At 70.5% G+C, this 13426-nt stretch carries 9 protein-coding genes; 2 read left to right on the forward strand and 7 right to left on the reverse strand.

What is annotated here, in order from left to right; all coding sequences use genetic code 11:
• Positions 1-71: 71 nt before the first annotated feature.
• The 5 genes from ACFXGX_RS12045 to ACFXGX_RS12065 all read right to left on the reverse strand — a co-directional run bounded on the left by ACFXGX_RS12045 (position 72) and on the right by ACFXGX_RS12065 (position 7918).
• Entirely contained in the window at positions 72-3863 is a 3792-nt protein-coding gene (locus tag ACFXGX_RS12045; protein WP_384788545.1) for a multifunctional oxoglutarate decarboxylase/oxoglutarate dehydrogenase thiamine pyrophosphate-binding subunit/dihydrolipoyllysine-residue succinyltransferase subunit, read from the reverse strand.
• A gap of 281 nt (positions 3864-4144) precedes the next feature.
• On the reverse strand, positions 4145-5281 hold the full coding sequence (locus ACFXGX_RS12050; RefSeq protein ID WP_384788548.1) for an ATP-binding protein: 1137 nt from the start codon (positions 5279-5281) through the stop codon (positions 4145-4147).
• 62 nt (positions 5282-5343) lie between these two features.
• Complete coding sequence (locus tag ACFXGX_RS12055; RefSeq protein WP_037620929.1) at positions 5344-6081, reverse strand: response regulator transcription factor; 738 nt, start codon at positions 6079-6081, stop codon at positions 5344-5346.
• Positions 6082-6194: 113 nt separating this feature from the next.
• Complete coding sequence (locus tag ACFXGX_RS12060; protein WP_384788825.1) at positions 6195-6872, reverse strand: spermidine synthase; 678 nt, start codon at positions 6870-6872, stop codon at positions 6195-6197.
• A 767-nt stretch (positions 6873-7639) separates the two neighbouring features.
• Entirely contained in the window at positions 7640-7918 is a 279-nt protein-coding gene (locus ACFXGX_RS12065; RefSeq protein ID WP_384788552.1) for a hypothetical protein, read from the reverse strand.
• 191 nt (positions 7919-8109) lie between these two features.
• Here ACFXGX_RS12065 and lon point away from each other — a divergent pair, with 191 nt between their 5' ends.
• The gene (gene lon / locus ACFXGX_RS12070) at positions 8110-10530 is read left to right on the forward strand and encodes an endopeptidase La (RefSeq protein ID WP_384788555.1); all 2421 of its coding nucleotides are present in this window, start codon (positions 8110-8112) and stop codon (positions 10528-10530) included.
• 217 nt (positions 10531-10747) lie between these two features.
• Here lon and ACFXGX_RS12075 read toward each other — a convergent pair whose 3' ends face one another.
• Positions 10748-11566 (reverse strand): lysozyme, encoded by an 819-nt coding sequence (locus tag ACFXGX_RS12075; protein WP_384788558.1) that lies wholly within the window; start codon positions 11564-11566, stop codon positions 10748-10750.
• A gap of 297 nt (positions 11567-11863) precedes the next feature.
• Here ACFXGX_RS12075 and ACFXGX_RS12080 point away from each other — a divergent pair, with 297 nt between their 5' ends.
• Positions 11864-12382: a MarR family winged helix-turn-helix transcriptional regulator gene (locus tag ACFXGX_RS12080; RefSeq protein ID WP_384788561.1), complete on the forward strand. Its 519-nt coding sequence runs from the start codon at positions 11864-11866 to the stop codon at positions 12380-12382.
• Positions 12383-12514: 132 nt separating this feature from the next.
• Here ACFXGX_RS12080 and ACFXGX_RS12085 read toward each other — a convergent pair whose 3' ends face one another.
• Positions 12515-13330, reverse strand: a complete 816-nt coding sequence (locus ACFXGX_RS12085; RefSeq protein ID WP_384788564.1) for a protein phosphatase 2C domain-containing protein — start codon at positions 13328-13330, stop codon at positions 12515-12517.
• Between the last annotated feature and the right edge of the window lie 96 nt (positions 13331-13426).

The following is a 13426-nucleotide window of genomic DNA, read 5'->3' on the forward strand; positions in this document are numbered from 1 at the left end:
CCCGGCGGGCCCCCCCCCCCCCGCCCGCCCCCCCGGGGGGCCGGGCCCCTTCACGATGCCGTGCCGGAGGCCTACGCCTCGAACACCTCACGCACAAGCTGCTCCTGCTCCGCCTGGTGCCGCTTCGCGGAACCGACGGCGGGGGAGGAGGAGTGCGGACGCGAGATGCGGCGCAGGCGCTCGGCGCCCGGGACGTCCGCGCCGACCGCCAGGTCCAGGTGGTCGATCAGGTTGAGCGCGATGAACGGCCACGCACCCTGGTTCGCCGGCTCCTCCTGGGCCCACAGGTACTTCTCGGCGTTCGGGTACTTGGCGATCTCCGCCTGGAGCTCGGCACCCGGGAGCGGGTACAGACGCTCGATACGGATGATCGCCGTGTCCGTGGAGCCGCGCTTCTTCCGCTCGGCCTCCAGGTCGTAGTACAGCTTGCCGGCGCAGAAGACGACCTTGCGCACGGCGGACGCCTCGACCGAGTCGTCGCCGATGACCGGGCGGAACTGACCCGTCGTGAACTCCTCCGCCTTCGAGGCCGCCGCCTTGAGGCGCAGCATCGACTTCGGGGTGAAGACCACCAGCGGCTTGTGGTGCGGGTTGTGCACCTGCCACCGCAGGAGGTGGAAGTAGTTCGACGGGAGCGTCGGCTGGGCGACCGTCATGTTGTTCTGGGCGCAGAGCTGGAGGAAGCGCTCGATACGGGCCGAGGAGTGGTCCGGGCCCTGGCCCTCGTAGCCGTGCGGCAGGAGCAGGGTGACGCCGGACGTCTGGCCCCACTTCTGCTCGGCGGCCGAGATGTACTCGTCGACGACCGTCTGCGCGCCGTTGACGAAGTCGCCGAACTGCGCCTCCCACATCACCAGCGCGTCCGGGCGGGCCAGCGAGTAGCCGTACTCGAAGCCCATGACCGCGTACTCGGAGAGCAGCGAGTCGTAGACGTTCAGGCGGGCCTGCTCGTCCGAGAGGTACTGGAGCGGGGTGTAGTCCTCGCCCGTGACCCGGTCGATCAGCACCGCGTGACGCGTGCCGAAGGTGCCGCGGCGCGAGTCCTGGCCGGACAGCCGGACCGGCGTGCCCTCCAGGAGCAGCGAACCGATGGCGAGGGTCTCGCCCATGCCCCAGTCGATCGAGCCGTCCTCGATCATCGCCGCACGGCGCTGGAGCTGCGGGAGCAGCCGCGGGTGCACGGTGACGTTGTCGGGGATGTTGACCTGGGACTCGGCGATGCGCTTCACGATCTCCTGGGAGACCGCGGTGGACACGGCGACCGGGAACTCGGCCTGGACGTCCGGGACGTGAGCCTCGGGCGCCTGGGTGACGGCCTCGCGGACCTCGGTGAAGACCTTCTCCAGCTGGCCCTGGAAGTCCTGCAGCGCCTGCTCGGCCTCTTCGAGGGTGATGTCGCCGCGGCCGATCAGGGACTCGGTGTAGAGCTTGCGCACCGAGCGCTTCTTGTCGATCAGGTCGTACATCAGCGGCTGCGTGAACGCCGGGTTGTCGGACTCGTTGTGTCCGCGGCGGCGGTAGCAGATGAGGTCGATCACGACGTCCTTGTTGAACGCCTGACGGAACTCGAAGGCCAGACGCGCGACACGGACGACGGCCTCGGGGTCGTCACCGTTCACGTGGAAGATCGGCGCCTCGATCATGCGGGCCACGTCGGTGGCGTACATGGAGGAGCGCGACGACTCCGGGGCGGCGGTGAAGCCGACCTGGTTGTTGATGACGATGTGGACCGTGCCGCCCGTGCGGTAGCCGCGGAGCTGCGACATGTTGAGCGTCTCGGCGACCACACCCTGGCCGGCGAAGGCCGCGTCACCGTGCAGGGCGACGGGCAGGACGGTGAAGTCCGTGCCGCCCTTGTTGATGATGTCCTGGCGGGCGCGGACGATGCCCTCGATGATCGGGTCGACCGTCTCCAGGTGGGACGGGTTGGCTGCCAGCGAGACCTTGATCTGCTCGCCGTCCAGGCCCGTGAAGGTGCCGTGGGCGCCCAGGTGGTACTTCACGTCGCCGGAGCCGTGCATCGACTTCGGGTCGAGGTTGCCCTCGAACTCGCGGAAGATCTGCGCGTACGACTTGCCGACGATGTTCGCGAGGACGTTCAGGCGGCCGCGGTGGGCCATGCCGATGACGACCTCGTCCAGGCGGGACTCCGCGGCGCTGTCGATGACGGCGTCGAGGAGCGGGATGACGGACTCGCCGCCCTCCAGGGAGAAGCGCTTCTGGCCGACGTACTTCGTCTGCAGGAAGGTCTCGAACGCCTCGGCGGAGTTCAGCCGGCGCAGGATGCGGAGCTGCTCCTCGCGCTCGGGCTTGGAGTGCGGGCGCTCGATGCGGTCCTGGATCCACTTGCGCTGCTTCGGGTCCTGGATGTGCATGAACTCGATGCCGGTGGTGCGGCAGTACGAGTCGCGCAGCACGCCGAGGATGTCGCGCAGCTTCATCAGGGACTTGCCGGAGAAGCCGCCGACCGCGAACTCGCGCTCCAGGTCCCACAGGGTGAGCCCGTGCTCGGTGATGTCCAGGTCGGGGTGCTTGCGCTGCTTGTACTCCAGCGGGTCGGTGTCGGCCATGACGTGGCCGCGGACCCGGTAGGAGTGGATCAGCTCGAAGACGCGGGCGGCCTTGGTGACGTCGTCGTCGTGGCTTGCGTCGATGTCCTTGAGCCAGCGGACCGGCTCGTAGGGGATCCGCAGCGACTCGAAGATCTCGTCGTAGAAGCCGGTCTCGCCGAGCAGGTAGTTCGCGACGATGCGCAGGAACTCGCCGGAGGCGGCGCCCTGGATGACCCGGTGGTCGTAGGTCGACGTGAGCGTCATGACCTTCGCGATGCCGAGCTTGTTCAGGGTGTCCTGGGAGGTGCCCTGGAACTCCGCCGGGTAATCCATCGAGCCGACGCCCATGATGACCGACTGTCCGGGCATCAGACGCGGGACCGAGTGGACGGTGCCGAGGCCGCCGGGGTTGGTCAGCGAGACCGTGACTCCGGTGAAGTCGTCCATCGTCAGCTTGCCGTCACGGGCGCGGCGGACGATGTCCTCGTAGGCCTGCCAGAACTCGAAGAAGTTCAGCGTCTCGGCCTTCTTGATGCCCGCGACGACGAGCTGGCGGTCGCCGTTGGGCTTCACCAGGTCGATGGCGAGGCCGAAGTTGACGTGCGGAGGCTTGACGAGGGTGGGCTTCCCGTCCTTCTCCACGAAGTGCCAGTTCATCGACGGCATGGCCTTGATGGCCTGCACCATCGCGTAGCCGATGAGGTGGGTGAAGGAGATCTTCCCGCCCCGGGCGCGCTTCAGATGGTTGTTGATGACGATGCGGTTGTCGAAGAGCAGCTTCACCGGGACCGCGCGCACGGACGTGGCCGTGGGCAGCTCCAGGGAGGCGTTCATGTTCTTCGCGACGGCACCGGCGGGACCGCGGAGGGTGACGTACTCGGGCGCCTCGGCGGCCGGAGCTGCCGGAGCGGCCTTCGGCTTCGCGGCGGCCGGAGCGGCAGCGGCGGGAGCCGGCGCGGCGGCAGCGGGCTTCGGAGCCGCGGGAGCGGCGGCCGGAGCGGGCGCGGCCGGGGCCTGGGGAGGAGCCTGACGTGCCGCGGGCGGCACAGGAGCGGCCGGAGCGGCCGTGGTGGTGGTCCCTGCGGCCCCCGCGGCCGCAGTACCCGCCGGAGCCGAGGCGGCGGGCGCCCCCGGCTTGTAATCGGCGAAGAAGTCCCACCAGGCTCGGTCTACCGAATTCGGGTCCTGGAGGTACTGCTGATAGATCTCGTCGACGAGCCACTCGTTGGCACCGAAGGCGGCCGCGGGGTTCTTCCCGGCGGCTTGGTCATCGGTCGAGATACTCGAGTTACTGGGGGACTGTGGCGACACGGCGCTAACCGCCCTCTTCCGCTTCGCAAGGTGATGGACAGCGGGAATAAAGGCTACGCCTCCCTGGCCGGGAAGGTCAGGCCGGGCCCGTCCAACGTCGCGTAAGTCACATCGGAATCCGTGTTTCGCCCATGGAAATGGCGGGAAACAAGCGAGGTTCCGGTTCGGAATGGGTACGTCGACCACGGGTCGCGGCATGCTCCACGCGGCCCTGTGCCTGATCACACGTGTACGCACACGGCGACAGCGGTGGATCTTGCGGCTCCGGTTCGAACTTTACGTCAACTTGGCAGAGAAGGGAGGCCCGGAAGGATGACCTGGATCCGGCAGCCCCGCTGAGATTCGGCCACACCTATGCGTCCGCCGTGCAGATCCACCGCCCAGCGGGCGATCGCGAGCCCCAGTCCCGTACCGCCGTCACTGCCCGGACCGTGCGGCGCGGGCACCCCGCCGCGGTTGAACCGCTCGAAGACGCGGTGCCACTCCGACTTCGGGATGCCGGGCCCCTCGTCCAGGACCTCCAGGGCCAGCGACTCGGGATGGTCGCCCCGCCGGGCCCGTACCGTCACCCGGCCGTGCGGCGGGCTGTGCTTGACCGCGTTGTCGATGAGATTCGCCACGACCTGGTGGATCCGCTCCGGGTCCGCGTGCGCGGTCAGCTCCGGCGGGGACACGTCGAGGTGCAGATGGACGTCCGTGCGGGTGTGGCCGCCGCCGGAGCCCGAGGCGAGGTCCGCGCGCGCGGAGGCGACCATGTTGGCCTCCTTCAGCACCCCGGACAGGTACGGCCACACCTCGAAGCGCCGCCTGCGCAGCGGTACGACGCCGTTGTCCAGCCGCGACAGGTCGAGAAGGGTCTCCACCAGCCGGCCGAGGCGCTCCGTCTGCTTCAGCGCGGTGCGCATCGTCTCGGGATCGGCCTCCGAGACACCGTCCACGACGTTCTCCAGGACGGCGCGCAGAGCCGCGATGGGGGTACGCAGCTCGTGCGAGACGTTCGCCACGAGCTCTTTGCGCTGACGGTCCTGGGCCTCCAGCTCGTCGGCCATGAGGTTGATCGTCTGGGCCAGGTCGCCCAGTTCGTCCCGCCGGTCGTCCCGCACCCGGCGGGTGTAGTCCCCGTGCCAGATCGACCGGGCCACCGCGTTCATCTCGTCCAGCGGCGCGGTGAGCGAGTGCGCCACGAACTGGGTGATCAGCAGTGTGGCGATCATCGAGAAGACCGTGATGAAGCGGAGTTCCGTCTTCGTGTGCACCGCGATCATCGACAGACCGGTGGTGATGAGCACGGAGATGACGACGAGCGCGCCCAGCTTGGTCTTGATCGAGAAGGGCCGCACCTCGCCCCAGCCCGAGCTCCTGCGCTCCGCGGACGCGCGCTCGCCGAGCCCGCGCCCCCGCTCTCCGGGTCCGCTCATCACATCAGCCCCTCACGCGGGACCCGCTCCCGCGGGTCCCGACGATCCTGCGGAGGCCCCGCTCAGGGAGTCGGGGTCTCCAATGCGTAGCCGACGCCGTGCACCGTACGGATCCGCTCGGCACCGATCTTGCGGCGCAGCGCCTTGATGTGACTGTCGACGGTCCGGGTACCGGAGGCGTCCGCCCAGTCCCACACCTCGGCGAGAAGCTGCTCGCGCGAGAGTACGGCACGCGGGGTGTTCGCGAGACAGACCAGCAGGTCGAACTCGGTCGGAGTGAGGTGCACGTCCTCGCTGCGCACCCGCACCCGGCGCTGCGCGTGGTCGATCTCCAGCTCGCCGAGCCGCAGGATGCCGCTGCGCGGGGTGGAGGCCGCGACGACCGCGCGCTCGACCCTGCGGAGCAGGACGTGCACCCGCGCGGCCAGCTCGCGCATCGAGAACGGCTTGGTCATGTAGTCGTCGGCGCCGACTCCGAGCCCGACCAGCATGTCGGTCTCGTCGTCGCGCGCGGTGAGCATCAGCACCGGCACCGGGCGGGCGGCCTGCACGCGTCGGCAGACCTCCAGACCGTCGAAGCCGGGGAGCATGATGTCGAGGATCAGCAGATCGGGCTGCCATGCCTCGGCGGTGTCGACGGCGGCAGGGCCGTCACCCGCGGTTTGCACGAGGAATCCCTCTGCTCGCAGACGGGCCGCGATGGCGTCGACGATCGTGGGGTCGTCCTCGACGACCAAAACCCGGCGCTGAGCGCCCGGAGTCGCCGCCGTGCCGTTCTGGGAGGTGTGTGTCTGCTCCATCGCCCGCCCCTGAAGTGTGCTTTCCGGAATCCGTGGGGTGATCCCATGACTGTGCTTGACGCTTGAATGATCCGCGTCAGGCAAGCAGGGTACGGGCAGTGGGTACGGCTCGGCTATCCAGGCCTCACCGCGAGATGCACCACGTCGGGAACGCCCCGGGCAACGGGGACCACTTCGGTACGGACCCGTCGGAATCCGGCATTCCGCAAGGTTCCTTCAAATTCCGGAGAGGGCTGCGCCGACCACACCGCGAGGACGCCGCCGGGCCTCAACGCCCGTGCGCAGCTTGCCAGTCCGGACGCTCCGTACAGTCCCGCGTTGCCCTCGGTGACCGTCCAGCCCGGTCCGTTGTCGATGTCGAGACACAGGGCGTCGAACGTGTCGGAGATCTCATTGACGTAGTCGACGAGGTCTCTCTCGACGATGTCGGTACGCGGGTCGGCGAGCGCCCGGGCGGAGAGCGCGGCGAGGGGGCCGCCCCGGTGCCAGTCGATGATCGCTCGTTCGCGCTCGACAACGGTGATGCGCCCCCAGCGGTCACCGGCCGCGGCGTGCGCCAGCGAGAAGCCGACGCCGAGGCCGCCGATGAGCACGCTCGGCTCCCGGCGCCCGTCCAGGGCGTCGTACGCCGCGTCCATGAGAAGCCGCTCGGAACGCCCGTCGGAGGTGTCCATCAGGAAGCATCCGTTGGCGATGATCTGCAGCAGGTCGCCGTGCCGCCGCAGCACGACCTCGCCGTACGGGCCCTGGCGGCGGTCGATGACTTCGGGAGTCTCGTACGAGGCGGTCATGGCCGCCATCCTGGCATTTTCACCTGTACGGGTCGCGGGAATCGCGGGGGACGGCTCCCCCGGCCCCGGGGTGACGGCGGGCCGCACGAGGTTGACGCGGCCCCGGGCCGGAGGCCGTCGCGGGCCTCGCCCGAAACCCCGGCCCCGGCCGTGCGGACCCTTTCTTGAGGAGTCGCCGAGAACCGCTTCTTGAGGAGTCGCCGAGAACCGCCGGTCGAGCTTCCGTGTCCGCCGGGCCGGAGCGCGGTGCGTCCCCTTTGAACCGTCTCCCCGCCGTGTCCCGGCGGCGCGCGTCCTGTTCCGGCCGCGTTCCGCGACCCGGCGCGGATTCCGTCCCCGGCTCCGCGCGGCGCGACGACTTCGGTCCGCGTGCCGTCCTCGGCCGACCGCCTTCCAGCGGCTCCGGGGCCTGTGACCACCCCGCGGAGCACCGAGGTGCCGATCGGCGTCGCGACCGGGCCCGCGGTCCGGCGACGGCACCGGCATCGCCTCGCAGCACAGACAGCACAGACAGCACAGACAGCACAGACAGCGCAGGCAGCACGGGCAGCACGGGCAGCGCAGGCAGCACAGACCGCACGGCCCTGAGGCGCGGGCTCCCCGACGAGCCGCGCCTCTCGACCGGGCCGCGCTTCTCGACCGGGCCCCGCTCCGACCGGCTCGCGGGCCTCTTCAGCACCCCGGCGGACCAGAGCGGACAAGAAGAGACCCGTTGAGCCATCGGAGGGAGGGCCGAGGGAGGGCCGAGGGGGCCGGGGGACGGCCGGCTACCGGATGGGCGCCCCGTTCTGGGCGTCGGACGCGGACTGCCATGCCTGCATGCCCGCCAGGGAGGCCTCCTTGGCCTGCCGCCACTTGATGGCCGCCACCTGCGACGGAGGCACATCCATGGCGCGGATCATGCGCCGGCCCGCGGTGAACACGGCGGCGGCCGCGATGACCATGCCCGTGCACGCCACCAGGGCACCGGCCGCGGTCAGCACGGCACCGGCCGTGACGAGCCGGGTGTCGATCTCGAGCTTGTTCTGGGCGAGGTGATGGTTCATGACTCCACGATCCGAGCCGGACGGCCACCCCGCATCCCGGGCACCGTCCGCGACGGCCGGGAGGCCCGGACAGCCGCCCGCGGATCAGCGGTCCGGAGCCGATCGCTCACAGCGAACGCCTCCCGGGGAACATTGCGAGCCCGCCGTGCATTGAGTCGGCATAGCTCAACTTGACTGCCGAAGGGGAGATCATGGCTTCGACGTCCGCATCACTCACTCTGCCCGTGCTGCCGCTCGATGACGAGGTCGTGCTGCCCGGAATGGTGGTGCCGCTGGATCTGAACGACACCGACGTGCGTGCCGCGGTGGAGGCCGCTCAGGCCGCTGCCCGTGCAACGCCCGGAAAGCCTCAGGTACTCCTGGTGCCACGCATCGACGGGACCTACGCGAGCACCGGTGTGCTCGGCACGGTCGAGCAGGTCGGCCGGCTGGCCGACGGCGACCCGGGCGCGCTGATCCGAGGGCGCGGGCGCGTGAGGGTGGGCGCGGGGACCACCGGTCCTGGTGCCGCACTGTGGGTCGAGGGCACCCGGGTCGAGGAGACCGTGCCCGACCCCCTGCCCGGCCGGGTCACCGACCTGGTGAAGGAATACAAGGCCCTGGCGACGAGCTGGCTGCGCAAGCGCGCCGCCTGGCAGGTCGTGGACAGGGTGCAGCAGATCGACGACGTTTCCGCCCTTGCCGACAATTCCGGTTACTCGCCGTTCCTCACCGTGGAGCAGAAGGTCGAACTGCTGGAGACCGCCGACCCGGTGGCCCGGCTCAAGCTCGCCACCGAACACCTCCGCGAGTACCTCGCCGAGCAGGATGTCGCCGAGTCCATCGCCAAGGACGTCCAGGAGGGCGTCGACAAGCAGCAGCGTGAGTTCCTGCTGCGCCGCCAGCTCGAAGCCGTACGCAAGGAGCTGCGCGACCTCAAGGGAGAGGACGGCGAGGACGAGTCCGACGACTACCGCGCCCGTGTCGAGGCCGCCGACCTTCCCGAGAGCGTCCGCGAGGCCGCCCTCAAGGAGGTCGAGAAGCTGGAGCGCTCCAGTGACCAGTCGCCCGAGGGAAGCTGGATCCGGACCTGGCTCGACACCGTCCTGGAACTGCCGTGGAACGAACGGACCGAGGACGCGTACGACATCAGGGGCGCCCAGTCCGTGCTCGACGCCGAGCACGCCGGTCTGGAGGACGTGAAGGAGCGCATCACCGAGTACCTGGCGGTGCGCAAGCGGCGTTCCGAGCGCGGTCTCGGAGTCGTCGGCGGCCGGCGCGGTGGCGCCGTGCTCGCGCTCGTCGGCCCGCCCGGCGTCGGCAAGACCTCGCTCGGCGAGTCCGTCGCGCACGCCATGGGCCGCAAGTTCGTCCGCGTCGCCCTCGGCGGCGTCCGGGACGAGGCCGAGATCCGCGGACACCGCCGTACGTACGTGGGCGCGCTGCCCGGCCGGATCGTCCGCGCGATCAAGGAAGCCGGGTCGATGAACCCGGTGGTCCTGCTCGACGAGATCGACAAGGTCGGCTCCGACTTCCGGGGCGACCCGGCGGCGGCGCTGCTCGAAGTCCTCGACCCGGCGCAGAACCACACCTTCCGCGACCACTACCTGGAGGTCGAACTCGACCTCTCCGACGTCGTGTTCCTCGCCACGGCCAACGTCCTGGAGGCCATCCCGGAGGCCCTGCTCGACCGTATGGAGCTGGTCCGTCTCGACGGCTACACCGAGGACGAGAAGGTCGTCATCGCCCGGGACCACCTGCTGCCGCGTCAGCTCGAGCGGGCGGGTCTGGAGAAGGACGAGGTCGTCCTCGACGAGGGCGCGCTGCGCAAGCTCGCGGGGGAGTACACCCGGGAAGCGGGCGTACGGAACCTGGAGCGGGGCATCGCCCGGCTGCTGCGCAAGGTAGCCGCCCAGCACGAACTGGCCCGCAGGGAGCTGCCGTTCACGGTGACCGACGCCGATCTGCGCGAGCTCATCGGGCGCCCGCACCACGTGCCCGAGTCGGCGCAGGACCCGGCCGAGCGCCGCACGGCGGTGCCCGGTGTCGCCACCGGCCTGGCGGTCACCGGCGCGGGCGGTGACGTCCTCTACGTGGAGGCGTCGCTGGCCGACCCGGAGACGGGCGCGGCCGGTCTGACCCTCACGGGCCAGCTCGGCGACGTGATGAAGGAGTCGGCGCAGATCGCGCTCTCCTTCCTGCGCTCGCACGGCGCGGAGCTCGAACTGCCCGTCGGCGACCTGAAGGACCGGGGCGCGCACATCCACTTCCCGGCGGGCGCGGTCCCGAAGGACGGTCCGAGCGCGGGTGTCACGATGACGACCGCCCTGGCGTCGCTGCTGTCCGGCCGGCCGGTCCGCACGGACGTGGCCATGACCGGTGAGGTCTCGCTGACCGGGCGGGTCCTGCCGATCGGCGGGGTGAAGCAGAAGCTGCTCGCCGCGCACCGGGCGGGTGTCACGACCGTGATCATCCCCAAGCGCAACGAGGCCGATCTGGACGACGTCCCGGCCGAGGTCCTGGAGAAGCTCGACGTCCACACCGTCACGGACGTCCGCCAGGTCCTGGAGCTGGCACTGGCGCCGGCGACGAACGGTGCCGGCGCGGTGCCGGAGGTTCCGGTGGCGGCGTGACGGACGCTGCCGGAAGGGAAGGCCCGGGGTCCCGTGAGGGAGGCCCGGGCCTTCGCCGTGCCATGCGCCATGCGCCATGCGCCATGCGCCATGCGCCATGCGCCGAGCGCCGAGCGCCGAGCGGCAGGCGTCGGGCGCCAAGTTGCCCAGCGCCGGGCGCCTTCGCCGTACGGCGGCGCCTCCGCCGGGTGTGCCGCCGTACGGCAGGTGGTGCGCCTCAGCCGTTGGCCAGTGCCTGCACCCGGTCGAGCGCCCCGTTGAACTTGTCGTGGTCCCCGACCGTCGGTCCGGACGACGTGTACTGCCACATCGTGTAGTAGTCCCAGCCCGCCGGGAGCGTCCCCGGATCGGAGGCGTACCGCGCGATCCACAGAGGGCTGGCGGAGGCGAAGCCGCCGTAGTTGCCGGTGCACTGCGTCCACCAGCTCGCGGCCGTGTAGATCACCGCGTCACGGCCGGTCCTGGCCCTGTACTGGGTGAGGAAGCCGCTGATCCAGCTCACCATCGCGCTCTGGGTCTTGCCGTAGCAGGCGGCCCCGTACGGGTTCCACTCGATGTCGAGCGTGCCCGGCAGCGTCCTGCCGTCGCCCGACCAGCCGCCGCCGTGGTCGACGAAGTAGTTGGCCTGGGTGGCGCCTGTCGTGGTGTCCGGGGTCGCGAAGTGGTACGACCCGCGGATCATGCCGATGTTGTAGGCACCGTTGTACTGCTGGGCGAAGTACGGGTTCGTGTAGTACGTCCCCTCGCTCGCCTTGGTGTAGGCCCATCTGACCCCGCTGTTCCACAGAGTCGACCAGGCGACGTTGCCCTGGTACCCGGCGACGTCGACCCCTTCCGTCTGGGCGGCGTCACCGGTGGTCGGCGTACCGCCCTGACCGTCGTGGGCGATGACTCCCATGCCCATCCGGGCTGTGCCCCGGGCGGGGATGTCGGCGGCGGAGGAGGGGAGGGTGGAGAGGAGGGAGAAGGCGGCGAGCAGGGTTCCGGCCGCGAGCACGCGCAGGCGGCGGGCCGTTCCGGATCTGTGCACGGACATGTGCGTGCCTCCGAAGGGCGAGGGAGCTCCGGAGCCCTGGGGGAGCTCGGCGGAGCTCGGTGGGGGGAAAGCGCGGGCATGCGTGCCCCGGGGGGATCAGGTCGTCCTCGACCTGGGAGTGGCGTGCGCATGCCAGTAAATGTGTCTGATAAAGAAGCTACGCACGTAGACGACGGCGTGGGAAGAGGGGCCGGAGGCTGCCGTTGGTCTACGCCTGCGAAATACTGGCGGAGCTGCGGCAACGGAGAGTTCTGGCAGAAACTTTCAGTATCGGGAAACCGGGTCAGGGGTGCTGACGTGCACGAGGGCGGAAACGACGGCGGACGTCCGGTCGAATCCGGCGTGTCGGGAAATGGTATGGACCGGCCCGCGGCGCATGGGACCGGGGACCGCGAGTTCCTGTCCCTGGAGCGCGAGTTGACCGTGTTCCTGCGCCGCGCCCGCGCCAACCAGGGGGAGATGGCCCGCGAGGTGCATCCGGACCTGGAGTCCGCCGCGTACGGACTCCTCGTCCGTCTGGAGGAGTGCGGCCGTCAGCGCGCCACGGAACTCGCCGCCTACATCGGCGTCGGCAAGGCCACGATGTCCCGGCAGCTCCGCGCCCTGGAGGAGCTGGGCCTGGTCGCGCGCGAACCCGACCCCGCCGACGGCCGCGCCTGGCTCGTCCATCTCACCGACGAGGGCCGCGGCCGTGTCTCCAGTGTCCGCGAGGCCCGCCGGGCCCGCTATGTCCGCCAACTCGCCCACTGGGACCAGAACGAGGTCGCGGAACTCGCCCGGCTGCTGAACCAGCTCAACCGCGGCATGGAGAAGTAGCCCCCGCCCGGCCGGCTGCCGCGGCTCCCCCCACCCCCCCGTAGATCGACTCACCATCCCCCGGCCACTCGCACCCCTTCGGCTGCTCACACCCCTTCGGCCACTCGCACCCTCTCGGCTGCTCACAACCCCTCAGGGCCCCTGGCCACCTGGTTCAGCCCCCAGCTCCACGAACACCACCGTCGCGTCGTCGTGCGCCTTGCCGCGCCGCGACCCCGGCCGCTCCGCCGCGTCCGCGCGCTCCAGACGCCGTACGCGCTCGACGAGCGAGGCGGAGCCCTCCTCACGCACCAGCGCGAACAGCTCGGACCAGTCACCCGCGTGGAACCTCTCCACCCACCGGGTCGCGCCGTCCGTGAGAGCCGTCAGGGCGCGGACCGAGGACCGGGGGAGCGTGCCCGTCACCGCGCGCGAGGCCACCGAGGGATCCGCGGCCGCCGTGAAGAACCCGCCCTCCTTGTTGCGGACGGTGGAGTCGGCGACGGCGTCCGAGCTGAGGGACGCGCGAGGGAGCCGGGAGAGGCGGTCGTCCAGCAGGACGGTGACCCCGCCGGCGGCGGATTCCACCAGCAGGGCCGAGTCCGAGAGGATCAGGTACTCCACCTGCGACGCGGACCACCGGGCGAGGACCACGGTTGCCTGGGGCGTGCGCGGGTGAGAAAGGTCACAGGTGTCGGCGTGCGCGTCGGCCACGCGTCGAATCGCCCGGGACAGGACCTCCGCCAGGGGCAAATCCCCCTGCGAAACGGACAGTTCGGTCAGCGCTCCACCGAGCCGTGCGGAGAACCAGGGGACCGAATGCAGACAGCCGTCGTCACCCCTGGGCGGTGTCACCCCGTCGAGCACGACCAGCGAACCGCCTTGTCCTGAAGCGGGAAGCCCGACCGATGCGAAGTCCTCATTGGGGCGGTCCGGGCCTCCGGGCTCCGACACGAGTTCAGTGCGCATTCCGCCAGTCTGCACGAGCCCTTCACAAGGGCTCCGGAAGAACGCCGGGGAACGCCCGACGTGCGGTTCAGCCGTGCGGGCGCCGGGTTTGGCCTG

The organism is Streptomyces sp. NPDC059371 (assembly GCF_042751995.1).
GTDB lineage: Bacteria > Actinomycetota > Actinomycetes > Streptomycetales > Streptomycetaceae > Streptomyces.

Excerpts from the sequence above, each read along its gene's own strand:
- ACFXGX_RS12050 (WP_384788548.1), bottom strand. The coding sequence starts at position 5,281 with ATGAGCGGACCCGGAGAGCGGGGGCGCGGGCTCGGCGAGCGCGCGTCC.
- ACFXGX_RS12055 (WP_037620929.1), bottom strand. The coding sequence starts at position 6,081 with ATGGAGCAGACACACACCTCCCAGAACGGCACGGCGGCGACTCCGGGC.
- ACFXGX_RS12060 (WP_384788825.1), bottom strand. The coding sequence starts at position 6,872 with ATGACCGCCTCGTACGAGACTCCCGAAGTCATCGACCGCCGCCAGGGC.
- ACFXGX_RS12065 (WP_384788552.1), bottom strand. The coding sequence starts at position 7,918 with ATGAACCATCACCTCGCCCAGAACAAGCTCGAGATCGACACCCGGCTC.
- lon (WP_384788555.1), top strand. The coding sequence starts at position 8,110 with ATGGCTTCGACGTCCGCATCACTCACTCTGCCCGTGCTGCCGCTCGAT.
- ACFXGX_RS12075 (WP_384788558.1), bottom strand. The coding sequence starts at position 11,566 with ATGTCCGTGCACAGATCCGGAACGGCCCGCCGCCTGCGCGTGCTCGCG.
- ACFXGX_RS12085 (WP_384788564.1), bottom strand. The coding sequence starts at position 13,330 with ATGCGCACTGAACTCGTGTCGGAGCCCGGAGGCCCGGACCGCCCCAAT.